Origin of the sequence: Pseudomonas sp. UBA3153, assembly GCF_002364635.1 — a bacterium.
Classification (GTDB): domain Bacteria; phylum Pseudomonadota; class Gammaproteobacteria; order Pseudomonadales; family Pseudomonadaceae; genus Pseudomonas_O; species Pseudomonas_O kuykendallii.
Window position 1 is genome coordinate 64,241 of the sequence record NZ_DEYR01000048.1, and the last position, 24,290, is coordinate 88,530.

28 protein-coding genes are annotated in these 24,290 nt (G+C 65.1%); 1 reads left to right on the forward strand and 27 read right to left on the reverse strand.

Going from position 1 to position 24,290, the window contains the following annotated elements; translation table 11 throughout:
• The first annotated feature begins 1 nt into the window (after position 1).
• A complete protein-coding gene (gene gyrB / locus B2X67_RS12830) occupies positions 2–2,419 on the forward strand; it encodes a DNA topoisomerase (ATP-hydrolyzing) subunit B (protein ID WP_286785718.1) in 2,418 nt (805 codons plus the stop codon).
• Positions 2,420–2,489: 70 nt separating this feature from the next.
• On the opposite strand, the gene B2X67_RS12835 is transcribed toward gyrB, so the two are convergent.
• From B2X67_RS12835 to nifH, 27 genes are all read right to left on the reverse strand, one after another.
• Positions 2,490–3,260 carry a lysophospholipid acyltransferase family protein gene (locus tag B2X67_RS12835; RefSeq protein ID WP_286785719.1) on the reverse strand — a complete coding sequence of 257 codons (771 nt, stop codon included), beginning with the start codon at positions 3,258–3,260 and terminating at the stop codon, positions 2,490–2,492.
• A gap of 4 nt (positions 3,261–3,264) precedes the next feature.
• Positions 3,265–3,810 carry a D-glycero-beta-D-manno-heptose 1,7-bisphosphate 7-phosphatase gene (gmhB, locus tag B2X67_RS12840; RefSeq protein WP_282339156.1) on the reverse strand — a complete coding sequence of 182 codons (546 nt, stop codon included), beginning with the start codon at positions 3,808–3,810 and terminating at the stop codon, positions 3,265–3,267.
• An 80-nt stretch (positions 3,811–3,890) separates the two neighbouring features.
• Entirely contained in the window at positions 3,891–4,733 is an 843-nt protein-coding gene (gene nifM / locus B2X67_RS12845; protein WP_273233617.1) for a nitrogen fixation protein NifM, read from the reverse strand.
• A complete protein-coding gene (locus B2X67_RS12850) occupies positions 4,730–5,188 on the reverse strand; it encodes a nitrogen fixation protein NifZ (RefSeq protein ID WP_286785720.1) in 459 nt (152 codons plus the stop codon). The genes nifM and B2X67_RS12850 overlap by 4 nt, the downstream gene beginning before the upstream one ends.
• 5 nt (positions 5,189–5,193) lie before the next feature.
• The gene (gene nifW, locus B2X67_RS12855) at positions 5,194–5,502 is read right to left on the reverse strand and encodes a nitrogenase-stabilizing/protective protein NifW (RefSeq protein WP_090231422.1); all 309 of its coding nucleotides are present in this window, start codon (positions 5,500–5,502) and stop codon (positions 5,194–5,196) included.
• Between the two features lie 13 nt (positions 5,503–5,515).
• Complete coding sequence (gene cysE / locus B2X67_RS20885; RefSeq protein ID WP_376747725.1) at positions 5,516–6,721, reverse strand: serine O-acetyltransferase; 1,206 nt, start codon at positions 6,719–6,721, stop codon at positions 5,516–5,518.
• Entirely contained in the window at positions 6,705–7,880 is a 1,176-nt protein-coding gene (gene nifV / locus B2X67_RS12865; RefSeq protein WP_273233618.1) for a homocitrate synthase, read from the reverse strand. Before nifV ends, cysE begins: the two co-directional genes overlap by 17 nt.
• 10 nt (positions 7,881–7,890) lie before the next feature.
• A complete protein-coding gene (gene nifS / locus B2X67_RS12870; RefSeq protein ID WP_282339154.1) occupies positions 7,891–9,099 on the reverse strand; it encodes a cysteine desulfurase NifS in 1,209 nt (402 codons plus the stop codon).
• A 3-nt stretch (positions 9,100–9,102) separates the two neighbouring features.
• Positions 9,103–9,993, reverse strand: a complete 891-nt coding sequence (gene nifU / locus B2X67_RS12875; protein ID WP_286785721.1) for a Fe-S cluster assembly protein NifU — start codon at positions 9,991–9,993, stop codon at positions 9,103–9,105.
• 13 nt (positions 9,994–10,006) lie between these two features.
• Complete coding sequence (locus B2X67_RS12880; RefSeq protein WP_286785722.1) at positions 10,007–10,330, reverse strand: HesB/IscA family protein; 324 nt, start codon at positions 10,328–10,330, stop codon at positions 10,007–10,009.
• 328 nt (positions 10,331–10,658) lie between these two features.
• Positions 10,659–11,036 carry a hypothetical protein gene (locus B2X67_RS12885; RefSeq protein ID WP_090231417.1) on the reverse strand — a complete coding sequence of 126 codons (378 nt, stop codon included), beginning with the start codon at positions 11,034–11,036 and terminating at the stop codon, positions 10,659–10,661.
• A 31-nt stretch (positions 11,037–11,067) separates the two neighbouring features.
• On the reverse strand, positions 11,068–11,340 hold the full coding sequence (fdxB, locus tag B2X67_RS12890; protein ID WP_090231416.1) for a ferredoxin III, nif-specific: 273 nt from the start codon (positions 11,338–11,340) through the stop codon (positions 11,068–11,070).
• A complete protein-coding gene (locus B2X67_RS12895) occupies positions 11,337–11,555 on the reverse strand; it encodes a CCE_0567 family metalloprotein (protein WP_286785723.1) in 219 nt (72 codons plus the stop codon). The genes fdxB and B2X67_RS12895 overlap by 4 nt, the downstream gene beginning before the upstream one ends.
• A 13-nt stretch (positions 11,556–11,568) precedes the next feature.
• Entirely contained in the window at positions 11,569–12,027 is a 459-nt protein-coding gene (locus tag B2X67_RS12900; protein WP_286785724.1) for a NifX-associated nitrogen fixation protein, read from the reverse strand.
• Positions 12,024–12,434 (reverse strand): SoxR reducing system RseC family protein, encoded by a 411-nt coding sequence (locus B2X67_RS12905; protein WP_286785725.1) that lies wholly within the window; start codon positions 12,432–12,434, stop codon positions 12,024–12,026. The genes B2X67_RS12900 and B2X67_RS12905 overlap by 4 nt, the downstream gene beginning before the upstream one ends.
• Complete coding sequence (locus tag B2X67_RS12910) at positions 12,431–12,859, reverse strand: NifB/NifX family molybdenum-iron cluster-binding protein (RefSeq protein WP_286785726.1); 429 nt, start codon at positions 12,857–12,859, stop codon at positions 12,431–12,433. The genes B2X67_RS12905 and B2X67_RS12910 overlap by 4 nt, the downstream gene beginning before the upstream one ends.
• Before the next feature lie 29 nt (positions 12,860–12,888).
• On the reverse strand, positions 12,889–14,295 hold the full coding sequence (gene nifN, locus B2X67_RS12915) for a nitrogenase iron-molybdenum cofactor biosynthesis protein NifN (RefSeq protein WP_286785727.1): 1,407 nt from the start codon (positions 14,293–14,295) through the stop codon (positions 12,889–12,891).
• Positions 14,296–14,298: 3 nt separating this feature from the next.
• Positions 14,299–15,702 carry a nitrogenase iron-molybdenum cofactor biosynthesis protein NifE gene (gene nifE / locus B2X67_RS12920; RefSeq protein WP_286785728.1) on the reverse strand — a complete coding sequence of 468 codons (1,404 nt, stop codon included), beginning with the start codon at positions 15,700–15,702 and terminating at the stop codon, positions 14,299–14,301.
• A 194-nt stretch (positions 15,703–15,896) separates the two neighbouring features.
• Positions 15,897–16,850, reverse strand: a complete 954-nt coding sequence (locus tag B2X67_RS12925) for a hypothetical protein (RefSeq protein WP_286785729.1) — start codon at positions 16,848–16,850, stop codon at positions 15,897–15,899.
• Entirely contained in the window at positions 16,835–17,641 is an 807-nt protein-coding gene (locus tag B2X67_RS12930) for a 4Fe4S-binding leucine-rich repeat protein (RefSeq protein WP_286785730.1), read from the reverse strand. The genes B2X67_RS12925 and B2X67_RS12930 overlap by 16 nt, the downstream gene beginning before the upstream one ends.
• A gap of 16 nt (positions 17,642–17,657) precedes the next feature.
• A complete protein-coding gene (locus tag B2X67_RS12935; protein WP_282339143.1) occupies positions 17,658–18,434 on the reverse strand; it encodes a TOBE domain-containing protein in 777 nt (258 codons plus the stop codon).
• 22 nt (positions 18,435–18,456) lie between these two features.
• Positions 18,457–18,726, reverse strand: coding sequence for a DUF6129 family protein (locus B2X67_RS12940; protein WP_286785731.1), 270 nt, complete (start codon positions 18,724–18,726; stop codon positions 18,457–18,459).
• Positions 18,727–18,735: 9 nt separating this feature from the next.
• A complete protein-coding gene (locus B2X67_RS12945; protein WP_273233631.1) occupies positions 18,736–19,440 on the reverse strand; it encodes a dinitrogenase iron-molybdenum cofactor biosynthesis protein in 705 nt (234 codons plus the stop codon).
• A 102-nt stretch (positions 19,441–19,542) separates the two neighbouring features.
• Positions 19,543–19,770 (reverse strand): putative nitrogen fixation protein NifT, encoded by a 228-nt coding sequence (gene nifT / locus B2X67_RS12950; RefSeq protein ID WP_286785732.1) that lies wholly within the window; start codon positions 19,768–19,770, stop codon positions 19,543–19,545.
• Between the two features lie 143 nt (positions 19,771–19,913).
• Entirely contained in the window at positions 19,914–21,485 is a 1,572-nt protein-coding gene (gene nifK, locus B2X67_RS12955) for a nitrogenase molybdenum-iron protein subunit beta (RefSeq protein WP_282342436.1), read from the reverse strand.
• Between the two features lie 127 nt (positions 21,486–21,612).
• Complete coding sequence (gene nifD / locus B2X67_RS12960; RefSeq protein WP_090231402.1) at positions 21,613–23,082, reverse strand: nitrogenase molybdenum-iron protein alpha chain; 1,470 nt, start codon at positions 23,080–23,082, stop codon at positions 21,613–21,615.
• Between the two features lie 108 nt (positions 23,083–23,190).
• A complete protein-coding gene (nifH, locus tag B2X67_RS12965) occupies positions 23,191–24,075 on the reverse strand; it encodes a nitrogenase iron protein (RefSeq protein WP_090231401.1) in 885 nt (294 codons plus the stop codon).
• Between the last annotated feature and the right edge of the window lie 215 nt (positions 24,076–24,290).

Sequence of the window (24,290 nt, forward strand, 5' to 3'; positions counted from 1 at the left end):
CATGAGCGAGAACAACACGTACGACTCCTCCAGCATCAAGGTCCTCAAAGGACTGGACGCCGTACGCAAGCGCCCGGGCATGTACATCGGCGATACCGATGACGGCACGGGTCTGCACCACATGGTGTTCGAAGTCGTCGACAACTCCATCGACGAAGCACTGGCCGGTCATTGCTCCGAGATTTCCATCACCATCCATCTAGATGAGTCGATCACGGTTCGGGACAACGGTCGCGGCATTCCGGTCGACATGCACAAGGAAGAAGGTGTGTCCGCTGCGGAGGTCATCATGACCGTGCTGCACGCCGGCGGTAAGTTCGATGACAACTCTTACAAGGTTTCCGGCGGTCTTCATGGCGTGGGTGTCTCGGTGGTAAACGCGCTGTCCGAGGAGCTGCGTTTGACCATTCGCCGTGCAGGTCAGGTGTGGGAGCAGCTCTACCGCCATGGCGTGCCTCAAGCGCCACTCGCGCCTGTCGGCACCACCGAAGGCACAGGCACCGAGGTGCATTTCAAGGCATCCGCCGAGACCTTCAACAATATCCATTTCGTCTGGGAAATCCTCGCCAAACGCCTGCGCGAGCTTTCGTTCCTCAACTCGGGCGTAGCGATCGTTCTGCGGGACGAGCGCAGCGGCAAGGAAGAGCTGTTCAAGTACGAAGGAGGGCTGCGTGCCTTCGTCGAATACCTGAACACCAACAAGACTGCGGTCAATCAGGTCTTCCATTTCAACGTACAGCGCGACGATGGTGTTGGCGTCGAAGTGGCCTTGCAGTGGAACGACAGCTTCAACGAGAACCTGCTCTGCTTCACCAACAACATTCCGCAACGTGACGGCGGCACTCACCTGGCCGGTTTCCGTTCGGCGCTGACGCGAAACCTGAACAGTTATATCGAGCAGGAAGGCCTGGCCAAGAAGCATAAGATCGCCACCACCGGCGACGATGCGCGCGAAGGCCTTACGGCCATCATCTCGGTGAAGGTTCCTGATCCGAAGTTCAGCTCCCAAACCAAGGACAAGCTGGTTTCGTCCGAGGTGAAAACGGCCGTCGAACAGGAAATGGGCAAGTACTTCGCCGACTTCCTCATCGAGAACCCGAATGAAGCCAAGGCAGTCGTCGGCAAGATGATCGACGCTGCACGGGCTCGTGAGGCTGCCCGCAAAGCACGTGAAATGACACGCCGCAAGGGCGCTCTGGATATCGCCGGACTGCCGGGCAAACTGGCCGATTGCCAGGAAAAGGATCCGGCGCTGTCCGAACTGTACATCGTGGAAGGGGACTCCGCGGGCGGCTCTGCGAAGCAGGGGCGTAACCGCAAGACCCAGGCGATCCTGCCGCTCAAGGGCAAGATCCTCAACGTCGAGAAAGCGCGTTTCGACAAGATGCTTTCCTCGCAGGAGGTCGGCACGCTGATCACCGCGCTGGGCTGTGGCATCGGCCGCGAGGAATACAACATCGAGAAGCTGCGTTACCACAACATCATCATCATGACCGATGCCGACGTTGACGGTTCGCACATCCGCACGTTGCTGCTGACGTTCTTCTTCCGTCAGTTGCCCGAGTTGATCGAGCGGGGCTACGTCTATATCGCCCAGCCGCCGCTGTACAAGGTCAAGCGCGGGAAGCAGGAGCAGTACATCAAGGACGACGAGGCCATGCAGGAATACATGACCCAGTCCGCTCTCGAAGATGCCAGCCTGCATGTCAACGAACAGGCGCCGGGTCTTTCCGGTTCCGCGCTGGAGAAGCTGGTCAACGATTACCGCACGGTGATGAAGACCCTGAGTCGCCTGTCGCGCCTGTATCCGCAGGAGTTGACCGAGCACTTCGTCTATCTGCCGCGCGTCGAGCCCGAACAGCTCGGCGACCAGGCAGCCATGCAGGCCTGGCTGGAACTGTTCCAGGCGCGCCTGAAGCTGATCGAGAAGTCGGGCCTCAGCTACACGCTGAGCCTGCGCGAAGACCGCGAACGCCTACTTTGGCTGCCTGAGGTCGAAGTGGTCGCTCATGGTCTGAGCAACTACATCACCTTCAACCGCGACTTCTTCGCCAGCAACGACTACCGCACGGTTACCAAGCTCGGCGATCAGTTGAACAGCCTGCTCGAAGAAGATGCCTACGTGCAGCGCGGCGAGCGCAAGAAGCCGGTATCGACCTTCAAGGAAGCGCTTGGCTGGCTGATGACAGAGAGCACCAAGCGTCACAGCATCCAGCGCTACAAAGGCCTAGGCGAAATGAACCCGGACCAGCTGTGGGAAACCACGATGGATCCGAACGTGCGGCGCATGCTGCAGGTCACCATCGAAGACGCCATCGCCGCCGACCAGATCTTCAACACCCTGATGGGCGATGCCGTGGAGCCGCGTCGCGACTTCATCGAAACCAACGCTCTAGCGGTCTCGAACCTCGACGTCTGATCGTTCTTCTGCCCGCATAAAAAAACCGGTCATTTGACCGGTTTTTTTATGAGCGCCGATTGGCGATCGATCAGAGTGCTGCAATATCCAGGGGCACCGCTCCGTCTTCCAGCGCGCCGATTTCACGCTGGGTGCGCTCGACCCAGGCGAAGGCGCGGTCGTTGAGTTCGGCTATCGCGCGCGGACCGGTGGTTTCGGCGTGCATCGGCGCACCAATCACCACCTGGATGGTGCCCGGGTATTTGGCCCAGCCGTTCTTCGGCCAGAAGGCGCCGGCGTTGTGGGCGATGGGCAAAACCGGCAGGTTGGCGTTCACCGCCAGCGCGGTGCCGCCGCGGGAGAACTTGCCGATCTGGCCGAACGGCACGCGTGTGCCCTCGGGAAACACCAGAATCCAGGCGCCCTGCCTGATACGTTCGGCGCCGACGCTGGCCATCTGCTTGAGGGCGGCCTTCGGATTGCTGCGGTCGATGGCGATGGGTTTGAGCATGGCCATCGCCCAGCCGAAGAACGGCACGTACAGGAGTTCGCGCTTGAGTACCTGCGACAGCGGCTCGAAGAAGCCGGAAAGGAAGAAGGTCTCCCAGGTACTCTGATGCTTGGCCAGGATCACGCAGGGGCGTTCCGGGATATTCTCTATCCCTTTGATTTCATAGCGGATGCCGACAATGGTCTTGGTCAGCCAGACGGCGCTGCGGCACCAGTTGCGCACGACGAAACGGTAACGCGCGCGAAACGGCAGGAAAGGCGCTACGAAGAAGCTGACGCTGCACCAGATACAGGCGCTGCTGGCGAGGAGAACATAGAACAGGAGGGTTCTGAGGGTTTGCAATGGCGACATCGAATCACTCGTTGAGCAGGTGTCTGGCGACGGATGAAAGATCGGCGAAGACCAGTGTGCCGGGCGGCAGCGGCCTTTCCAAGGTGACCGCGCCCTTGCCGGTGCGAACCAGATAGGGCGTCGCGCCGAGCGCCGCGCCCGCCTGCAGATCGCGCAGCGAATCACCCACGGCAGGTACACCGGCGAGGTCGGAATAGCCGTAGTGATCGGCGATCTGGCGGAACATGCCGGGCTTCGGTTTGCGGCACTCGCAACCGTCGTCCGGCCCATGCGGGCAGTGCAGGATGAGCTCGATCCGCCCGCCCTGCCCGGCCACCAGCTCGCGCAGGCGGTCGTGCATCGAGTCCAGGGTGGCAGTGTCGAACAGGCCGCGGGCCAGGCCGGACTGATTGGTGGCTATGCAGACCTCCCAGCCGGCGTGGGAAAGGCGCGCGATCGCCTCGATGGAACCCGGCAGTGGAATCCATTCATCCAGGGTCTTGATGAAGGCATCGGAGTCTTCGTTGATGACGCCATCGCGGTCGAGAACGATGAGTTTGCGGGTGGCCACGTCGGTGCTGTCCGGAAAAGCCAGAGGGGTGGCGATTCTACATCAACGCGCGGCGCCCACTCTGGCAATTCTCCGTGTGACTAGGCGAACAGCGACCTGATCCAGTCGCGCTGGGTAGCGCGCCGCACCCGCGTATCGAGAAGCTCATGGATGCTCGGGCGAGCCTCGGCGAAGCGCATCCTCTTGGCCTGGGTGATCGAGTCGCACGACAGCAGATGAAAGCCTATCGGAGATCGCAGCGGTCCGCTGATCTGGCCTCTGGCGAGGTTGAAGAGCACCTGGTCGAGTTCCGGGTAGAGCTTGCCCCGGGGCATCTCCCCGAGCAGCCCGCCGTTCATTGCCGTTGGGCATTCCGAATAGCGTTGGGCGAGCTGGGAGAAACGCCGCGGGTGACGCTTCAATTGCTCGGCGATCTGGCGGATGCGCTTCAGCGCGGCATCGTGGTGGTTGTCGGCGAACTGGTCATTGATGGTGATGAGGATGTGCCGCACCTTGCGTCGCTCCGGCAGATGGAAGCGATCGAGGTGATTGAGGTAGAACAGCTCCTCGTCCACCGGATCGATCTGCTTGGCGTTCTGTGCCACGCGATCCATCACCGCTTCCACCCGCAACTCCCAGAGCAGTGCCCGGCGCAGCCCCGCCTCGCCGAGCCCGGCGCGCTCCAGTCCCTCGAGGAAGTCGGCCTCCGCCTCATAGCGCTGGCGAATCCGCGCGAAGGCGTCCTCCACCGTCGAGGCCGGCACGTGGACGTCCTGGGCCATGGGCGAGGCCAGCACCGCCGTTTCTATGCGGTACTGGCGCTGCGCATGCTGCTGAGCCTCATGCTTCTGGCTCTCGGTGAGCTGCGCCGGTTCGCAATCGAAGCGCGCCTGTACGCTCTTGAGAGTCATGTACGCCAGGTTTTCCTGATCGATCGCGGTCATCGGCCAGCCTCCTCCCCGCTTGCGTCATTCAGTGCCGACTCCGGCACCATCAACAGGCGTCCGGGGAACTGCACGTGATAGAACGGCTGGCCGCGCTCGAATTCGCGGACAACCTTGAACACTTCACCCACGCTGCCCTGCGGCACCCGGACCTCGCCATTCACCGAAAGCGGGATCGCCGCGCTGACCTTCTCGCGGGTCTCGTAGCGGCTCGGCATCCACGGCAGATCGGCGTCGACCAGTTCTTCCTCGCGGCAGCCGATGCGTCTGTCCGTGCCGAGGAAATGCACGGTGTAGATCAACTGGTCCTGGAGAAAGGTGCCGACATTGAGCACGTGGCCGACTTCGCCGCGACGCATCAGGAGCGTGCCGGTAGGAATGCCGGGATAGGTGCCGTCGTTGCGCACGTTGCGGATCAGCCGCACGCGGTCGCCGTATTCGTAAGAGGGTTGCATGGCGTTCAGCCCCGGGTGATTTCGCCGAGGGCGACGAAGCCGGGTGTGGCCTCCTTGAACACCTTGAGCGCCCGTTCGGCCTGGGCCGAGGAGTTGATGAAGTCGGCGTAGGCCTTGCTCAGCTGTTCGCGGTAGAGGGCGTGGCGTTCGGCTTCCTCCTCCGGCAGCGTGAGGCGGCTCAGGTAGTCGTGGAAGCGCTGCAGGATGTGCAGGCGGTAGACCTGAACGATGCGGCTGTCGAAGGGGATGGCGAAGAACTCGAGGAATTCCTCGGCGCCTTCGAGTTCACGTAGCGAGTTTTCCAGGTAGCTCATAGCGGTGCTCCCATCAGGCGGCGTTTGACGTGCAGTCGAAATCGGAAAGATCGGCGAGACTCAGCAGATAGGCGCCGCCCAGGCTGTTATTGGGGTCAAGCCTGCAAAGTGCCTCCAGCCGCTGCTTGGCCGACGCGCAGCGTCCGAGGCGTAATTCGAGGTAGGCGCAGGCCTTTAGCGCGAGCAGGTAGAGGCGATGCATGCCGCTCTGCGGGCCGGCGAAATCCGCAGGCTGAAGGCTCTTCCAGTCGGCGTTCAGGCGGGCCTGGGCGGCACTGGTGCGCAGGGTGTGCTCGGCAACGCCCAGTGCGTCGTCGAGGCGATGGCGATAGAAGTAGAAGCGATACAGCGCGCCGAGTACCTGGGGATGATCGGAGGCCAGCGCCCAGGCTTCCAGCAGCAGGTTTTCGGCTTCCATCTGCGGGTAGAGAATCGCGGCCTTCTCCAGCAGCCGGCCGACCGCGCCGGAAAGCGGTGCCAGCGTATCGCCGGCGAAGGTGTGCAGATCGTTCTGTACGACCGCCGCCGGCTCTTCCGTTGCGACGATGGGCGGCAACTCGGGCGCGCCCTCGAGACGCTCCAGGCGCTGGATCAGCGAGGCGATGAGCTTGCCCACCGGGTCGGGAATCAGGTGGTGATCGAGGTTGATGCCCTCCTCGCCATTCACCACGGTTTTCAGCGACACCACTTCCTTGCCGGGGATTCCGACCACGGTGCGGTCCGCGCCGACGCTGTGCACCACCACCGAGTTGGCGCCGACGCGCACCCGGTCGCCGAGGGTGATCGGCCCGAGCACCTTCGCGCCGGCGCCAACCACCACGCCATTGCCGAGGGTCGGGTGGCGCTTGCCCTTGTTCCAGGTGGTGCCGCCCAGGGTGACGCCATGGTAGAGGGTCACGTCGTCACCGATTTCGGCCGTTTCGCCTATCACCACGCCAGCGCCGTGATCGATGAAGAAGCGCAGCCCGATGCGTGCGCCGGGGTGTATGTCGACGTTGCTCCACAGCCGCGCGACGAAGCTCAGCAGTCGCGCCGGGTAGGCCAGCTCCAGTCGCCACAGACGATGCGCGAGGCGGTACAGCAGCACCGCGTGCACGCCGGGATAGGTGGTCAGCACCTCCCAGCGCGAACGCGCCGCCGGATCGCGCTGGAAGACGCAGGCGATGTCGTCGCGCATCAACTGCCAGAGTGACGGTGCGGCATCAGTTGGTGCGGACATGGGCATCTCCTTGCGAGGGCGAAAGCGCGGGCGGATTGCACAGCGCATGCAGGGCGAGCAATTCCTCGTCGCGGGGCGCGCGCTTGCAGCGCACCGCAAGCGCGCGGATCGCCGGCAGCAACAGGCCGGCGTCGTTCAGCGACAGTTCGATGCCGATGCGGGCGAAGCTGGCCTGGACCGAGCGGCTGCCGGAATGCTTGCCGAGCACCAGGCGGTGTTCGCGGCCGATCAGCGCGGGATCGAGGCCCTGATAGATCAGCGGGTCCTTGAGCAGGCCGTCGACATGGATGCCGGCCTCGTGGGTGAACACGCCCTCGCCCACCAGGCTCTTCTGCCAGCCGACTGGCCGGCCGGCGGCCTGGGCAACCTGCTGCGAAAGTGCCGGGAAGGCCGTCAGGTCGAGGCCGCAATCGAGGCCGTAGAGCGTCATCAAGCCCACGGCGACTTCTTCCAGCGCGGCGTTGCCGGCGCGTTCGCCGAGGCCGTTGACCGTGGTGTTGACGTGGCCGGCGCCGGCTTTCACCGCCGCCAGGCTGTTCGCCGTGGCCAGGCCGAGGTCGTCGTGGGCGTGCATCTCCAGTTCGAGGTCGCAGACGCTGCGCAGCTGGGCGATACGCTGGTAGACGCCGAAAGGCTCGAGGATGCCGAGGGTGTCGGCGAAGCGCAGGCGCTGGGCGCCGGCACGTTGCGCGGCTTCGGCGACCTCGGCGAGGAAGTCCGGGTCGGCCCGCGAGGCATCCTCGCAGCCAACCAGTACGCGCCAGCCGGAATCCAGCGCCAGCGGAACTAGGTACTCGATCTGGCGCAGCACCCAGGCACGGTCGCGGCCGAGTTTCTTGTGGATGTGCAGGTCGGACACCGGGATCGACAGGTCGACCATCTGCACCGGCAGGTTGCGGCTGGCGATCAGGTCGCCAGCATGCATCCGGCACCACACCAGCAGATCGGCCTGCAGGCCGAGCCCGGCCACCGCGCGAATGCTCTCGCACTCCTCCTCGCCCATTGCCGGAATGCCGATTTCCAGTTCCGGTACGCCGAGCCGGTCGAGCCCGCGGGCGATCGCCAGCTTCTCTTCCAGGCTGAAGGCCACGCCGGCGGACTGCTCGCCGTCGCGCAGCGTGGTGTCGTCGATGATGACTGCCGCAGACTCGCCTTTCATCGCGTATCCCTCAGGCGTAGACCGGTGCGAAGGCCTGTTGCGGGTCGGCCACCGGCCCGAGGTCGTTCCAGTAAGGCGACAGCTTGCGCAACTGCGCGACCACCTGCGGCACCACCTCGATGACGCGGTCGATTTCCGCTTCGGTGGTGTAGCGCGACAGCGAGAAGCGCACGGTGCCGTGGGCCGCGGTGTAGGGAATGCCCATCGCGCGCATCACGTGGGACGGTTCCAGCGAGCCCGAGGTGCAGGCCGAACCGCTGGAAGCGGCGATGCCGAACTTGTTCAGCAACAGCAGGATCGCCTCGCCCTCGATGTATTCGAAGGCGATGTTGGCGGTGTTCGGCAGGCGGTTGTCCGGGTCACCGGTGACGAAGGCGTGGCTGACCTGCGCCAGTACGCCGGCTTCGAGCTTGTCGCGCAGGCGGCGCACTTCGGTGTTCTCATGCTCCATCGATGTCAGCGCCATCTCCGCCGCCTGGCCGAGGGCGACGATGGCCGCGCTGTTCTCGGTGCCGGCGCGCCGGCCGCGTTCCTGATGTCCACCGCGCAGCAGCGGACGGAAACGGCTGCCGCGGCGCAGGTAGAGCACGCCGATGCCCTTGGGCGCGTGCAGCTTGTGGCCGGACGCGGAGAGCATGTCGATCTTGCTGTCGGCCAGCTCCAGCGGAATCTTGCCCACCGCCTGCACGGCGTCGGTGTGGAACATCACCCCGGCGGCGTGCGCCAGCTCGGCCATTTCCTTCACCGGAAAGTAGGTGCCGGTCTCGTTGTTCGCCCACATCACGCTGACGATGGCGACACGCTCGCTGAGCAGTCCGCGGTATTCGTCGAGGTCCAGGCGGCCCTTGCCGTCGACCTTCAGGCGGTGGATCACGTAGCCCTCTTTCTCCAGATGCTCGCAGAGCGCGAGGATCGCCGGGTGCTCGACCACGGTGGTGATGATCTCGCGGCGCTCCGGCTGTGCACGCAGCGCCGACAGGATCGCGGTGGAGTCGCTCTCGGTACCGCAGGAGGTGAAGATGACCTCGGTGTCATGCGCAGCGCCGAGCAGCGCCTGCACCTGCATGCGTGCCTTCTTCAGCGCCAGGCCTACGCGGTTGCCGAAGCTGTGCAGCGACGAGGGGTTGCCGAACTGCTCGGTGAAGTACGGCAGCATGGCGTCGACCACCAGCGGATCGACGCGGGTGGTGGCGTTGTTATCGAGATAGATGGTTTCCATCGTCTAGTTCCCCATGGCGCGGGTCAGCGAACCGGCGCGGGTCGGTACCACGCGGATAAACTCCCCCAGCTCTTCCATCAGCTTCTGCTGGATGCCGTTGAGGGTCAGCGATTCCATCTGGCAGCCGGAGCAGGCGCCGATCATGTTCACGTAGACGGTCTTGCCATCCACGTCGACCAATTCGATGTCGCCATGGTCGCGCTGCAGTTGCGGGCGCACGGCCTGGATCACCTGTTCGATGCGGCGGATACGCTGCAGGGTGTTCATCTGCGCCGGCGCGACTTCCACCGGTGCCGGGGTGGCGGTCGGGTCGAAGGCCACGCCGGTCTCGGCGAGCACCTTGACCAGGATCTCCTCGATCCCTTCGTGGTAGGCGGCGCAGCTGCCGCCGGCCTTGGTGTAGTTGGTGACTTCCTCGACGGTGGTCAGCTTGTTGGCGCGGATGGTGTCCTCTATCAGCACCGCGTCCACCGCGAAGCATTTGCACACCAGCGCGCCTTCCTCGTGGTCGTCGCTCCAGACTTCACCGCGGTAGTTGGCCACCGCAGCCTGCAGGGCTTCGCGGCCCATCACCGAGCAGTGCATCTTTTCCGGCGGCAGGCCGTCGAGGTAGTCGGCGATGTCCTGGTTGCTGACCTTCAGCGCTTCGTCGAGGGTCTTGCCCTTGATGATTTCGGTGAGCGCGGAGGACGAGGCGATGGCCGAACCGCAGCCGAACGTCTGGAAGCTGGCGTCCTGGATCACTTCGCTTTCCGGATCGACCTTGAGCATCAGGCGCAAGGCGTCGCCGCAGGAAATCGAGCCGACGTCGCCGACACCGTTCGCGCCTTCCAGCGCGCCGGCATTGCGCGGGCTGAAGAAGTGCTCTTTGACCTTATCCGAGTAATCCCACATGACGGTTTTCCTCTCAGGCGGCGAATGACTTGCCGCAACCGCACTGGGTCTTGGCATTGGGGTTGCTGAACTGGAAACCGCTGCCGGCCAGGCCGTCGACGAAGTCGATGTTGCAGCCGTCCAGTGACGGGGCGCTGAGGGGATCGACCAGCAGGGTGACGCTGCCGATGGTCAGCACCAGGTCGTCTTCTTCCTGGATCGACTCCAGGCGCAGGGCGTACTGCAGGCCGGAGCAGCCACCGCCGGCCACCGCGACGCGCAGACCGGCGACCTGCCCTTCGGCACCCTGAATGAATCGGTGGATGGCTTGCTCGGCTTGGGCTGTGAGGTTGATCACGGTTGACCTCCAGAATCTTCGTGAGATGACAGGAGGGACAGAGCACGGCCTGTGCCAAACCGGTTTTCAAGCCTAAGTGGTTGTTTTTAAACAGAGGGACTTGCGGAGAAAAGGCGCCGAGGCTGTTTGGAAGGGGACGCCGACACTGCTTTGTTGGATTTGCTACAGAGGGGAAATGCAGCGGATGGTCGCAGCTGTGTAGGGCGTTTTTTGTTGACCGGCCGGCGATCCGCTGCAGTCAGTAGGATGGGTCGAGGAGCGTAGCGACGATACCCATTAGGGACGCTTGATGGGTATCGCTGCGCTCGACCCATCCTACGTTCGGCGCCTACAGCGTCGGCCACAGCCGCGGGTCGATCTTCACCTGGCCGTCGCGGCCCCAGGCGGTGAGCGATTCGACGAACCAGCGTGGGTCCTGCGGGTGCTGCACGTCGAGGTCGAGTTCGGCGTAGTAGCTGCCGTCGCTGTTGAACAACACCTCCAGCTGCAGCCGTTCGGCCTTGTCGCGCCAGTAGCCCTGATAACCCGAGCGGCCGTTAACCGGGTCGGTGACGCGCACGAAGGCCAAGTAATCCGGGTCGACGTGCGCCGGCAGCGCATCCTGGCGAAAGCCCTGCGCGCTCTGGCGCAGGCGCTGGATGAGCAGGGTGAGGGTACTGCGCAGATTGCTCGGCAAACGGCAGGCCTGTCCTTGAGGTCCACGCATGACGGTACTCCTTGATGTGGCGGGAGCCAGGTCAGCCGGCGCTGGGCATGGCTTCGTGGCTATGGCAGTTCTTCGGACAGACGCGGCTGCAGGAGCCGCAGCCGATGCAATCCAGTTCGTTGCCCAGGGTCATCACGCTGCGCACGTCGTCGAGGTCTTCGTCGTCCAGTTCGATCAGCTCGAACACGTCGCGCGGGCAGACCTTGAAGCAGCGTCCGCAGCCGATGCAGGTGCTCTGGTCGACGCTGACGACGAAGGCCGGCGTCCAGCTCTGGCCGCCTCGGGTTAGGCCGGTAATGTTCATCGGGATGCCTCCTCGGCAAGTTGTTGCAAACGTGCACTGGCATCCGCCCACGCCCTGCAGGCGTCATAGGTGGATTGCGCGATGCGGGGTATCTCCTCGTAGGCGGCGGGCAGGCGATCCTCGACCAGATCGTGCAGCTGCCCGGCCCATTCGCTGGCGATGCGCTTAAGCTTGCGCACTTCTTTGTCCAGCGCCTGGCTATCGGTCGGTTCCATGTGGTGGCTCTCCTTACAGGCCGGCGACGTCGGGGAAGCGCTCGATCATCGCCAGCGCCGCGTCGATGTGCTTGGTGGCTTCGGCCTCCATCGCTTCCAAGGTCTCGAAGCCGAAGCGGTGCACGTCGCGCAGGGTGCGTTCGAACACCACCAGCTTGCCGACGGTGATCAGCACGCGGCCGAAGCCTTCGTGGCTGAGGTTGATCAGCGGCACCGCCATCAGCTTGCACTGGCGTTCGATGAGGGTGGCGATGGCGTTGTAGAAGGCCTTGATCCGCGCCACCACGATCTCGTCCGGGTCGCCGATCACCGGCATCTCGCGACGCTGGGCCTTGGTCACCACGAAGGGCTCGAGCACGCGCGCGTCGGACCAGCTGTCGTAGGTGCCGTAGCTGTCGATGGCGCGCATCTGCTTGACCATCTCGCGCTTGAAGATCTCGTCCTGCTGAAGTTCGGCGACTGCCTGGTTCATGGGTGTTCTCCGCTGTCTGGGGGGGAATCGTCGAGGTGCTGGCTGACCAGCACGGGTTGGCGGCTGCCGAGCAGATGCGTCAGGCCGAGGCCCGCGCAGAGGCCCAGCAGCGCTCCGCCGATGGCGGCGAAATCGCCGTATAGCGAGCCGACCATCGCGCCGACCACCACGCTCAGGCTGGGCACCCCGTAGGCATAGAAACTGGCACGCAGCAGGTCGGCCTCGCGGACCGAGAGGATCACGCTCTGCCCGTCGCAGAGCCCGTCGTCCGGGGCAATGTCCAGTGCGTCATCGTTGCCGGCGCAGCTGCCGCGTACCTGGCAGGCGCCACAGGCGGCGGGCGTTTCGCCATGCATGCGCAATTGGCCGTGGACGTCACGGACGACGCGGGCGCGGGTCTCGATCATTCCTGCCAGGCCTCGCTGAGCAAGGCGTCGAAGCGCTTCTCGTCACGCTCGCCGTGCAGTGCCTTGCGCAGCCACACGGGCGCGGCGTCGGTCTGGGTGGCGTCGATCAGCTCGCGCAGGCAGTCGTCGATGGCGCTGCCTTCCTCGACCTTCATCGGCTGGATGCCGGCGGCCAGCAGCTGCTTGATCGCCGAGCCGCCGACCGCCACGCAGTACACCGCCGCGCAGCCGCCGAGCAGCTCGATTTTGCTCGCCAGCTTGCCTTCGTGGCCGTCCATCAATACGTCCGCCTCGCTGAACTCGGCGACCTCCACCAGGCGCGTGACGGGCGGCTCGAAGGCGTAGATGGCGAATGCCTCGGCGGCGCCGAAGTGCTGATCGACCAGCTGCCGGTCGGAGCTGGCGAAAGCGATGCGCAAGGACATGCGGTTTCCTCCTCGAAGCGTTACCAGTTTCAGGTGGCGCATGGCGACGGCACCTGCGGTGCGTGCGCCGGACTGCCGTCGGCCGGGCGCACCGCGTAGATCGAGCGATAGGGCTGGACCTCGTGCTTGTGGATTTCACCAAGCATCAGGTTGGCCAGGTTGCACAGCGTCTGCCGGGTGCCGCGGTAGCCGATCCACAGTTGCATCTGCCCGCCGATGCGGTCGTACAACGGCCAGCCGGCGCGTTGCAGCGGAATGTCCAGGCGTTCGGCGCTCTGTGCGGCGTGGGAGTTGGCCAGCAGCAGCTGCGCGTGGCCTTCGGCGGCGAGTTTCTCCAGATCCTGCAGGTCGCCGATCTTCACCTGCGCGCAGGCCAGTTCGGCGAGGATCGGCGCCTGCGCCGGTGCCACCGCGGCGACGGTTTCGCCGCCCATGGAGGCGACCAGGTCGGCGAGGGCGAACAGCAGGTCCGGATCGGCGGCGATGGCGTAGCGCGCATAGCCGAGCATGAAGTGGGTGTCGACCATGCAGTCCTGCAACTGCGCGCGCTGGCGCTCGAGGGTTGCCGGCACCGGCTGGCCGCTGAGCTGGCGCAGGCAGTCCACCAGCGCATCGACGCGCTGCAGGCCCATCAGGCTGTCGAAGCGCCGGTCGGGTACGCCGGTGCGCGCGGCGAGAATGTCCGCGGCCTTGCCCAGCGAGCGGCCGATGACCAGTGTCAGCGCCGCTTCACCCAGCGTGGCGAAGGCCTCCACCGGCGTACCGCCGACGCTGAACGGGGTGAACTGCGCGTCGGTCAGGTGGCCGTCCAGCGCATCGGCGAGGTCCGGCAGCACCACCGGGCTCAGGCCGAAGGCTTCGATCATTTCCTTGAGCTGCTCGATGTCCGCGGCGGTCAGCAGGCTGCCGGCGAGCACGTTGACCTGGCGCGGGCGGCGCCCTGCCCGGCCGCGGTCCTCGACCACCAGCGCAGCGAGCATCGCTTCCACCGCCAGCGCATAGCCGCTTTCCATGCAGCCGCTGTAGTCCGGCGTGTTCACCGCGATCACCGGGGTCGCCGCCAGCTCAGGGTGCTGCGCGCGGAACTCGCGGACCAGCCGGTGGATATCGGTGCCCTGGGTTTCCGAGAGCCCGGTGGTGGGCAGCCCGACCAGCGCCGGCTTGCGCTTGCCGATGATCCCTGCGAGGCCTTCGAGGACGTTGTCGTCGGCGCCCATCACCGCGCTGCCGTGGTCCATGGCGCTGGTCTGCAACGGGATCGGCTCGCGGAAATGCCGTACCAGGAACACCTTGGCGAACGCCGTGCAGCCCTGCGAGCCGTGCATCATCGGGATGGCGTTGCGGATGCCGAGGAACGCCAGCGAGGCGCCGACCGGCTGGCTGACCTTCAGCGGATTGACCGCCAGGGCCTTGTCGCGACGAACGATCTGCGCCATGGCTCAGGCCTCCGTCGCGCGCAGAGCGGCCGGCTGGTCCCAGGGCGCGCGTTCGCGCACCGCCTGCCAGACCGGCGATTCCAGGGTCAGGGCGATCTGCCGGGCGAGCTCCAGCATGCCCTGATAGCCGGCGTAGCCGAACTCGCGCTCCTGGTTGATATCGAGGAACGGCAGGCGCGCCTTCAGCGCGGTGTACATGTTGCGGCCGCCGGCGATCAGCAGATCGGCGCGGTAGTCGCGCATGCAGTCGAGCAGCGCCTGCGGGCTGCCCTCGTCGAGCATGCGCGCCTCCTCGCCCATCAGTTCGCGGATGCGCTGCTTGTCTTCCTCGGTGGATTTCTTGGTGCCGGTGGCTACCACCGTCATGCCCAGGTCCTGTAGCGCCGAGACCACCGACCAGGATTTCACCCCGCCGGTGTAGAGCAGCACGCGCTTGCCGTCGAGGCGTGCGCGCCAGGGCGCCAGGGCCAGGTCGATGCGTGCTTCCTCGCGGGCGATCAGGGCTTCCACGCGGGCCGAAAGGTCGTCATCACCGAGCATCCGGGCGATGGTGCGCAGCGCCTCGGACGTGTCGTTGACGCCGTAGAAGCTGCCTTCGAACCAGGGCACGCCGAAGCTGCTTTCCAGCTTGCGCGCGACGTTGAGCAGCGCCTTGGCGCAGACCACCATGCTCAGTTCGGCGCGATGCATGCTCTGCACCTCATGGAAGCGCGCATCGCCGGAGAGCGTGCAGATCACCCGCAGGCCGAGCTCGTCGAGCAGCGGCAGCACGTGCCAGAACTCGCCGGCGATGTTGTATTCGCCGATCAGGTTGATGTTGTGCACGCGAATACCGGGGCGTTCGGCGCCGGCGGGCAGCGGCAGCGGTTCGCCGGTGCCGATCACGTACTTGAACATCGCCTCGCCGGCCAGGCGGTTGCCCATGTTCTTGGTGCCGTAGAAGCCGGCCGCATCCACCGGCACCACCGGCACGCCGAAGTGTTCGGCGGCGGCCCGGCAGACGGCGTCGACGTCGTCGCCGATCAGCGCGGTGACGCAGGTGTTGTAGACGAACACCGCGGCCGGCGAGAACTCCTCCACGGCCTGGCGGATCGCATGCAGCAGGCGTTTTTCGCCGCGGCCCATGATCACGTCCTGCTCGGTGAGGTCGGTGGTCATGCCGATGCGGTACAGGGTCGGGCCGGAGGAACGCGTGCCGCGGTTATCCCAGGAACTGCCGGCACAGGCGATCGGCCCGTGGACGATGTGCGCGACGTCGGCGATCGGCAGCAGGGCGATCTGTGCGCCGTCGAAGGCGCAGCCACCGTCGGTGGCTCCCGGCTTGGGCTTGGCGCACGCGGATTTCTCCTTGTGGTTGTGGCTGCAAGCGGGTTCGTCGAGCAACTGGGCGATGTCTTTAGCGTGCATGGCGGTCACCTGCGACTGGATGACTCGACTATCGCAAGCGGCATGCCATAACTATCTGATTGTTTTTAAAGGAATTTAAACGGAAGGTTTTGTGGCGAAGCCGACAATCGGGGGAATCCGCGGGGGATTGCCGACAAGCCTTCGTTGCACTGTGACAACGCGGAGGCGCCTGCCCGTTGCGGGCAGGCCAAGGTTCAGCAGCTGTAAGGCGCTTCGACCCAGCGCTTGAGCAGGGCGGATTCGCGGTCGGGCAGGTAGTGGAAACCGGCCTTCTCGTCGGCGAGCAGGTGCGTGGCCAGCTCGGCAGGCACGCCGGCACCGGCGACCAGGTTGAAATACCAGGCGCCGCGATAGCCGGCCAGGCGCTCGAAGGCCTGTAGCTGGCTGGCCAGCGCCAGCCCGGTTTCGCGAAAGCTCCAGGGGAATCCGTGCAACTGGCGTTCGCGTACCGCGAGCATCGCCAGCCGGGTCTGCCGCTGATGGAAGACGTCGACGCTTTCCTGCTGCTGCACCAGCCAGTGCTTGCACAGCGGCTGCTCGGCGGCGCTGCCGATCTGCCACTCGCGAACGAAGCGCTGCACTGGCTCGCCGGCATCCTGGCCGTCGAGCAGCGCGCGCACGTCGACCAGGCGCGATAGCCGGTAGCGCGGCGCGGCCACCGGCTGCGGGGTGATCGAGGCCGGCTGCAGCGGTTCGAGCAAGTCCTGCAGATCGTTGGGGTTCGGGTCGTTGGGCAACAGGCGGCGCTCGAAGACTTCCTGCAGCTCCTCGACCTCGACCTGCCAGAACGACGAGGCGCCCGGCGCGTACTGGGCGACGAAGTAGTGGATGCAGCCATTCAGGCGGGTCACCACCGGCTGCGCCTCGACCAGCTCGCGCAGCACCGCGGCGAAATCCTCGTCGTGCTGCTGGTAGCGCAGCTCCAGCCAGTCCTCCAGCGAGGCGTTGAGCAGGCTGCCGCCGGGGCTGCGTACCGCACCGCTGCGGTACCAGCCGCCGACGCTGCGGCGGTACTGGAAATCCAGATCCGGCAGCAGTTTCGCCAGGGTCGCCAGGAGCGCGGCATGGTGCGGCCGCGGGCGGGTTTCGGCGATGCGTTCGGCCAGGGTGGCGGTGGTGGGCCAACTGGGGCTCAGGAGCTGCTGCATGGATCGTCCTCATCCAGGTCGTTGTCCAGTGGATCGCCGGCCAGGCGCCGGGCCACCAGGTTGCGGATATCTTCTTCGGGGTCGTCGGCGAGGCGCGCCAGGTACTCCAGCGGCGCGCGGACGGCGGCGCGCAGGCGCACCAGCCAGTCGGGGTCGTCGAGCAGCGACAGGCGGGTTTCCAGCAGGCCGCGGCTGGCGACGATGGCGCGCACCTGCGGTTCCGGGTCGTCGCGCAGCAGACGCAGGGCGAACGCCGGCAGCCGCCGTGCCACCGCCTTGCGCACCTCGCTGTCGCTGTCATGGGCCAGCCGGCGCAGTTCGCCCAGCGGCAGGCGCTGGGCGACCAGCAGGCGTACCAGGTAGTCGCTGTCCTCGATCAGCGCGCTCAGGTGTTCGGCCGGCAGGCGGCTGGCCAGGGTCACGCGCACCTCGCGGTCGGGGTCGCCGAGCAGCGCCGGCAGTTCGGCGACCGGCAGGCGGCTGGCGACGGCGCGGCGCACCACTTCGTCGGGGTCGTCGATCAGCGAGGAGATCGACTCCAGCGGCGCATAACGCACGGCGATGGCGCGGCGCTCCCAGAACAGGTCGTGCAGGCAGCCTTCGGCGCATTCCGGGTTGCGGCTGAGGAAGGCGTCGTTGAGGCGACCGTTGCGCACCTGGATGCAGGCGTTCTGCGGCGTGCAGCGGCCCACGGCGAAGCGTTCGGCGCGGTGCGGGCAGTTTTCGCAGCGCGCCAGCGCGGGCACCGCCTCGAGCGCGGGGCCGGCGGCGGGAGGCGGCGGTCGGACCATGTGCTGCGCCGCCCGCTCAGTCATCGACGGCGAGGATGACATGCGAGGCCTTGATCAGCGCGGTGAGCATCTGTCCGCGGTTGAGCTCCATGTCGTCGGCGCTCTCGTGGGTGATCACCGCGGTGAGCGTTCGCCCGCTGGCCAGCGCCAGGCCGACCTCGGTGTTGATAGGCCCTTCGCGCACGCTCTGCACCAGCCCGCGGAACTGGTTGCGCGCGCTGCAGCGCAGGCTGTCGTTGCTGCTCAGGATGACCCACGAGGCTTTGATCAGGGCGATCGCTTCGCCGCCGATTTCCAGGCCCAGGCGGGCGATGCTTTCCTGGGTGACGGTGGCCACCAGCGGCTGCTCGGCGCCGATGTCGAGGTGCACTTCGCTGTTGATCGGCCCGGTACGGATCTCGTCGATACGGCCGAGGAACTGGTTTCTCGCGCTGGTGCGCATGTCCCATCTCCTTTTCAGGCGGTAGCTGTGCTGGAAGCCCTCGAAGCGCACCTTCAGGCTGTCCAGGGTGTGCAGGAAGGCGTTGAAGTCGTGGCTGCGATCGCCGAGCAGCGCGAGCGCCTGGTGGCCGTGCTCGCTGAGCCGCGCACTTCCGTCGGCATTGCAGTGCACCAGCGGCAGGGGCGAGAGGTTGTTCAGCCATTCGACCATCACCCCGGCGCGCTCCAGCTCGATGCCCTGCTCCGCGGCGGCACCCTGCAGCGAGCCGTGGCGGGCGATGCCGGCAAGCAGCAGCAAGGGATCGCGGCGGGTCCGGGCAGGCGCGGGGGTGGGGTTCAGATAGCCGAACATGGGCAGCACTCCTGGGTGCGGATCAGTCGTCGTCGTGCAGCGCCAGCACCACGCCGCTGGCGTTCTGCGCATCGTTGGTCAGGCTCGCGCAGTGCTTGCGGGCATCGACCAGGTACAGGCTGAACCCGTCGCCGCCGCGTACTGGCTGCAGCTTCAGCGGCACGTCGTTGTCGCTGCACAGGGTCAGCGAAAGGCCGGGAAAGGCCAGGCGCAGTTCGGCCAGGCGCGCATCGTCGAGCGGCGCTTGCGCGGCCTGGGCGGCGAGATCATCGAGCAGGGCTTCTTCGAGCATGCGGACTCCTCAGCTTTCCAGGTCGACGGCGAAACGCGCCAGCGAGCGGCTTTCCACACCCATCACCTTGGCCAGCCACGGCGGTGGCGCCGGCAGCACGGCCTGCAGCTTGGCGAGGGCTTCCTGCGCCGGTGCCGCCTTGGGGAATTTCAGCGGATGCACGCCCGCGCGAATCACCTTGGCCGCCGCCGGACCGCCGATGGATTGCACGTAGAGCAACTGGCAGTCGCCGATCAGTTCGGCGCGCGCGGCGTTGCGGTCGTCGCTGGCATCGGCTGCCGCGGTGCTGCGCAGTTCGCGCAACAGCGCCTGCTCGGTGCTGACGTCGTAGATGAGGAAACGCGGGCAGGAACCGAAGTGGCCGTCGAGCATTTCCTGGCTGTTGGAAGCCACGGCGACCCGCAGGTGCGCGCCACCGGGCAGTTCGACGGCGCTGGCGGCCGGCAGCGCTTCGTCGCCGTCCTGTTCGCCCCACAGGTAGCGCACCGCCTGCTTGAGCGTGGGCGCGGCGATGTCGGTGGCGATTTCCAGTTCCTCGTCGCCGATCAGCAGCGCGCGCAGATCCTCGACGGTGAGTCCGGCGAGCTTGTTCTCGTCGATCGGCAGGCCGAGCTTGCCGCCCAGTGCGGCGATGAACGAGGCCGGGTTTTCCAGGCCGAGCGCGCGCGACGCCAGGGCGATGCGCAGAGCGGCGGCCTTGCTGATGCTGGACATGGCGAACTCTCCTTCGGGCGTGCGGCGCAGAATAGGGTGCGCCGCAGCCGCGGCATGCCGACCCGAATCAATCTTTGTCGCGTCGGCGCGTCGGTTTACGGTTCAGTCTTCCGCGCCGCCAAGTCGGCGGGCGCGGAACGACATGGGCAATTTCGGCGTCCGCTCGAGCGGGTCGATGAAGTAGCTCTGGCCGTTGGCCAGGTGCAGCTCGCCGCCCCATTTTTCCGGGCCGGTGAATTCCAGCGAGACGATCCTTTCTTCCAGGTCCTTCTTCGGCAGGTAGAAGAGCAGGCTGCCGCCGTTGTCCTGGCTGATCATGATGTTGGCCATCTGCGTTTCCTTGCTGAATGAAAATCGCCGGGCGCCGTTTCCGACATCGCCTCGCGACGGCCCGAACAGGCAACCGCCAGCGATGACGGGCACAAAAAAAAGCGACGCGGTAAGGGGACCCACGTCGCATAAGGAGCTCGGTATCAGCGCACCAAGTCGAAGTTGAAGTCGGTGACGCCCATTTGCATGGTGTCGGCATCGAGCTTCTCGAGGACCGCGTTGACCAGGGTGGTCAGCATGGTCATCGCGCCTTCGTAACCCAGGGTGGTGGCACGGTGCAGGTGGTGGCGGTCGAAGATCGGGAAGCCGATGCGGATCAGCGGAACTTCGGCGTCCTTGCCCTTCTGCAGGGTGTCGCGCTGGATGAACTTGCCGTAGGAGTTGCCGATCATGAAATCGGGCTTCTCGGTGAACACCAGCGAGCGCAGGTGCCAGAGGTCATGGCTGTGGAACAGCTGGGTGGAGTGGTTCACCGGCGCCGAGGCTTCGAGCATCTTGTTCATTGCCTTGAGCCAGCGCTTGCCACCGTTGTTGCACAGTACGTGAACCGGCTCCGCGCCCAGTTCCAGAAGGAACTTGGTCATGCCCATGGTGAAGTCCGGGTCGCCCCACAGCGAGAAGCGCTTGCCGTGCAGCCAGGTGTGCGAGTCGGTCATCATGTCGACCAGGCGGCCGCGCTCGGTGGTCAGCGATTCGGAGATCGGCTTGCCGCTGATCTTCGATACCGCCATCAGGAACTCGTCGGTCCACTCCAGGCCCATCGGAATGTTGAGCTTGGGTATTTCGTGCTTCCAGGTGTCCGTGACCAGCTTGCGGGTTTTTTCCATCTGCAGCGGTTGCAGGAAGATGGTGGTCAGGGCGTTCGGCGCGTCCTTCACTTCATCCTGGGTGGTGCCGCCGGCGTACATGCGGAATTCCCCGTCGGCCGGGGTATCCAGCACTTCGGACGGATCGGAGAGCAGGCTGTAGTCGACGCCCATCTCGCTCATCATGCGTTTCATCACGCGGAAGTTGCCCAGGTAGGTCTCGAAGCCCGGCACCAGGTTGATCTTGCCGTTGCTGCCGACGACCTTGCCTTCCATGTGGTTGAGGGTGAAGTAGCGGGCGATGCCTTCGAACATGTTGTCCCAGCCGGTCACGTGGGAGCCGACGAAGGACGGGGTGTGCGCGTAGGGCGTGGCGAAGTCCTGGTCGATGTAGCCTTCCTTCTTGGCGTTGTTGATGAACGCGTTGAGGTCGTCACCGATGACTTCGGCCATGCAGGTGGTGGAGACGGCGATCATGTCCGGCTTGTACAGCGCCTTGCAGTTCTCCAGGCCGTCGTACATGTTCTTCTGCCCGCCGAACACCGCCGCGTCTTCGGTCATGGAGTCGGACACGCAGGACAGCGGCTCCTTGAAGTGGCGGTTGAAGTAGGTGCGGAAGTAGGCGACGCAGCCTTGCGAGCCGTGCACGTAGGGCATGGTCTTCTCGAAGCCGATCGAGCAGAGCACCGCGCCCAGCGGCTGGCAGGCCTTGGCCGGGTTGATGGTCAGGGCTTCGCGCTGGAAGTTGAGTTCCTTGTATTCGACGCTGGTGGTCCAGAGGAAGGTCTCGTCGACCTTGGCCTGGCCGTGGCTGTTCTCGAAGTTGGCCTTCTTGTCACCCAGCGACTGCTTGTATTCGTCCTTGCGGAACAGCGGGTAGCTGGGCTTGATGTCGTCTGCGTTTTGCATGCTGCTCTCCTCGCCGCATCGCCAATCTGCGAATCACGGCTAGAAATAATGCGGTGGGGAACGGCCGGCGGCCGCCCCGCTGAAACCCGACGCCGCACCCGCGGCGTCGGGCAGACGCGTATCGCGGTCAGGCGATGGCGCGCTGCTCTTCCTCGACGGGCTTGAGCCACGGCGGGGTGAGGTTCTTCCAGCAGGGGTTGTTCAGGGTCATGTCCATGTCGCGGGCGAAGATGGCGAAGCCGTCATAGCCGTGGTACGGACCGGAGTAGTCCCAGGAGTGCATCTGGCGGAAAGGCACGCCCATCTTCTGGAAGATGTACTTCTCCTTGACGCCCGAACCGATCATGTCCGGCTTCACGCGTTTGACGAATTCCTCGAATTCGAAACCGGTGACGTCGTCATAGAGCAGCGTCGCGTTGCCCATTTCCGGAACGGTACGGTCGTAGTCGTCGTTGTGACCGAACTCGTAACCGGTGCCGACCACGTCCATGCCCAGGTCCTCGTAGGAACCGATCACGTGGCGCGGGCGCAGGCCGCCGACGTAGAGCATCACGCGCTTGCCTTCCAGGCGCGGGCGGTACTTGGCGATCACCGCGTCGACCAGCGGCTGGTACTTGGCGATGACGCGCTCGGCGCCTTCCTTGATGTGGTCGTCGAAGAACGCGGCGATGGCCCGCAGGCTCTCGGCGATCTTGGTCGGGCCGAAGAAGTTGTACTCGACCCATGGGATCCCGTACTTCTCTTCCATGTGCCGCGAGATGTAGTTCATCGAACGGTAGCAGTGCAGCAGGTTGAGCTTGGCTTTCGGGGTGTTTTCCATTTCCGCCAGGGTGCCGTCGCCGGACCACTGGGCGATCACCCGCAGACCCATCTCTTCAAGCAGGATGCGCGAGGACCAGGCGTCGCCGCCGATGTTGTAGTCACCGATGATAGTGACGTCATAGGGGCTCGACTCGAAGGCGGTACCGCCGCCCTCGCGCTCGAACACCCAGTCGCGGATCGCGTCGTTGGCGATGTGGTGACCGAGGGATTGCGAAACCCCGCGGAAGCCTTCGCAACGCACCGGGACGATCGGCTTGGAAAGCTCCGCCGCGCCCTTCTTCGACACCGCTTCGATGTCGTCGCCGATCAGGCCGATCGGGCATTCCGACTGCACGCTGATGCCACGTGCCAGCGGGAACAGGCCGTCGATCTCGTTGATCAGCTTGGCCAGCTTCTTGTCACCGCCGAAGACGATGTCCTTCTCCTGGAAATCCGAGGTGAAGTTCATGTCGCCGAAGGTGTCCACGCCGGTGTGGCCGACGTAGTAGTTGCGGCGACCGGCGCGCGAATACTGGCCGCAGCCGACCGGGCCGTGGGAAATGTGGATCATGTCCTTGATCGGACCCCAGACCACGCCCTTGGAGCCGGCGTAGGCGCAACCACGGATGGTCATCACCCCGGGCAGCGACTTGCGGTTGGACGTGACGCATTTGGTGGTCTTTTCCTGGTCGTTGACGGCCAGGTGCTTGGCGCGGTCTTTCTGCGCCTTCTCCGGATAAACCTCCAGCACCTCTTGGATGAGGGCGGCGGCTTCTTCCTTGCTGAGCGTTGCCATGTTGATCTCCTGCGCCGGCCCACTAATCCGTGGAACCAGCCATAGGTAATGACGGCTTGTTGCCTACGAACGTCCCGCGGGCCTCGCGACCGCGCGGGGGTTCACGCATCAGGCGCTGGCGGCTTCTTCGTGTGCGGCCTTGCCGATGATGCTTTCGTCTTCCTCGTCGAGGATGCCGAACTCCATCAGCAGGGATTCCAGCTCGTCCATGGTGATGGGCGTCGGAATCACGAAGTTGCGGTTGTTGACGATCTTGTTCGCCAGCTGGCGGTACTCGTCGGCCTGCTTGGCCGTCGGGTCGTACTCGACTACGGTCATGCGGCGGATCTCGGCGCGCTGTACGACGTTGTCGCGCGGCACGAAGTGGATCATCTGGGTGCCCAGCTGACGGGCCAGTTCCATGATCAGTTCGTCTTCGCGGGCGGTGTTGCGGCTGTTGCAGATCAGGCCTGCCAGACGCACGCTGCCGGAGTTGGCGTACTTCACGATGCCCTTGGCGATGTTGTTGGCCGCGTACATGGCCATCATTTCGCCGGAGCAGACGATGTAGATCTCCTGCGCCTTGTTCTCGCGGATCGGCATGGCGAAGCCACCGCAGACCACGTCGCCGAGTACGTCGTAGAACACGAAGTCGAGGTCTTCCTCGTAGGCGCCTTCCTCTTCGAGGAAGTTGATCGCGGTGATCACACCGCGGCCAGCGCAGCCAACGCCCGGCTCAGGGCCGCCCGACTCGACGCACTTGATGTCGCGATAGCCGACTTTGAGCACGTCTTCGAGCTCGAGGTCTTCCACGCTGCCGGCTTCGGCGGCCATTTCCATGATCGAGTTCTGGGCCTTGGCGTGCAGGATCAGACGGGTGGAGTCCGCCTTCGGATCGCAGCCGACGATCATCACCTTCTGACCGGCTTCGGCCAGGGCGGAGACGAGGTTCTGGGTGGTGGTGGACTTGCCGATACCACCCTTGCCGTAAATGGCGCATTGACGCAGAGCCATGCTGGTTTCTCCTTGTTGCGTGGAATTGACGAAGCGAAATTCGCCCTCGCAATTCCCTAGCGCAAGGCCTGTGCCAGCTTTTGCCTGGTAGTTAACTCATTGAAATACATAAAGATAATAAAAAGTTGCAGATCGTTGTAGCGGTGTCGGAGGCGACAACGACAAAGCCATTGTCGGAGTGGCGACAAGCCAGAACGACCTTGTATCGGTGTCGC

Coding starts and splice junctions, on each gene's coding strand:
- gyrB (WP_286785718.1), top strand. CDS start 2: ATGAGCGAGAACAACACGTACGACTCCTCCAGCATCAAGGTCCTCAAA.
- B2X67_RS12835 (WP_286785719.1), bottom strand. CDS start 3,260: ATGTCGCCATTGCAAACCCTCAGAACCCTCCTGTTCTATGTTCTCCTC.
- nifM (WP_273233617.1), bottom strand. CDS start 4,733: ATGACCGCGATCGATCAGGAAAACCTGGCGTACATGACTCTCAAGAGC.
- B2X67_RS12850 (WP_286785720.1), bottom strand. CDS start 5,188: ATGCAACCCTCTTACGAATACGGCGACCGCGTGCGGCTGATCCGCAAC.
- nifW (WP_090231422.1), bottom strand. CDS start 5,502: ATGAGCTACCTGGAAAACTCGCTACGTGAACTCGAAGGCGCCGAGGAA.
- cysE (WP_376747725.1), bottom strand. CDS start 6,721: ATGTCCGCACCAACTGATGCCGCACCGTCACTCTGGCAGTTGATGCGC.
- nifV (WP_273233618.1), bottom strand. CDS start 7,880: ATGAAAGGCGAGTCTGCGGCAGTCATCATCGACGACACCACGCTGCGC.
- nifS (WP_282339154.1), bottom strand. CDS start 9,099: ATGGAAACCATCTATCTCGATAACAACGCCACCACCCGCGTCGATCCG.
- nifU (WP_286785721.1), bottom strand. CDS start 9,993: ATGTGGGATTACTCGGATAAGGTCAAAGAGCACTTCTTCAGCCCGCGC.
- B2X67_RS12885 (WP_090231417.1), bottom strand. CDS start 11,036: ATGCGTGGACCTCAAGGACAGGCCTGCCGTTTGCCGAGCAATCTGCGC.
- fdxB (WP_090231416.1), bottom strand. CDS start 11,340: ATGAACATTACCGGCCTAACCCGAGGCGGCCAGAGCTGGACGCCGGCC.
- B2X67_RS12895 (WP_286785723.1), bottom strand. CDS start 11,555: ATGGAACCGACCGATAGCCAGGCGCTGGACAAAGAAGTGCGCAAGCTT.
- B2X67_RS12900 (WP_286785724.1), bottom strand. CDS start 12,027: ATGAACCAGGCAGTCGCCGAACTTCAGCAGGACGAGATCTTCAAGCGC.
- B2X67_RS12905 (WP_286785725.1), bottom strand. CDS start 12,434: ATGATCGAGACCCGCGCCCGCGTCGTCCGTGACGTCCACGGCCAATTG.
- B2X67_RS12910 (WP_286785726.1), bottom strand. CDS start 12,859: ATGTCCTTGCGCATCGCTTTCGCCAGCTCCGACCGGCAGCTGGTCGAT.
- nifN (WP_286785727.1), bottom strand. CDS start 14,295: ATGGCGCAGATCGTTCGTCGCGACAAGGCCCTGGCGGTCAATCCGCTG.
- nifE (WP_286785728.1), bottom strand. CDS start 15,702: ATGCACGCTAAAGACATCGCCCAGTTGCTCGACGAACCCGCTTGCAGC.
- B2X67_RS12925 (WP_286785729.1), bottom strand. CDS start 16,850: ATGCAGCAGCTCCTGAGCCCCAGTTGGCCCACCACCGCCACCCTGGCC.
- B2X67_RS12930 (WP_286785730.1), bottom strand. CDS start 17,641: ATGGTCCGACCGCCGCCTCCCGCCGCCGGCCCCGCGCTCGAGGCGGTG.
- B2X67_RS12935 (WP_282339143.1), bottom strand. CDS start 18,434: ATGTTCGGCTATCTGAACCCCACCCCCGCGCCTGCCCGGACCCGCCGC.
- B2X67_RS12940 (WP_286785731.1), bottom strand. CDS start 18,726: ATGCTCGAAGAAGCCCTGCTCGATGATCTCGCCGCCCAGGCCGCGCAA.
- B2X67_RS12945 (WP_273233631.1), bottom strand. CDS start 19,440: ATGTCCAGCATCAGCAAGGCCGCCGCTCTGCGCATCGCCCTGGCGTCG.
- nifT (WP_286785732.1), bottom strand. CDS start 19,770: ATGGCCAACATCATGATCAGCCAGGACAACGGCGGCAGCCTGCTCTTC.
- nifK (WP_282342436.1), bottom strand. CDS start 21,485: ATGCAAAACGCAGACGACATCAAGCCCAGCTACCCGCTGTTCCGCAAG.
- nifD (WP_090231402.1), bottom strand. CDS start 23,082: ATGGCAACGCTCAGCAAGGAAGAAGCCGCCGCCCTCATCCAAGAGGTG.
- nifH (WP_090231401.1), bottom strand. CDS start 24,075: ATGGCTCTGCGTCAATGCGCCATTTACGGCAAGGGTGGTATCGGCAAG.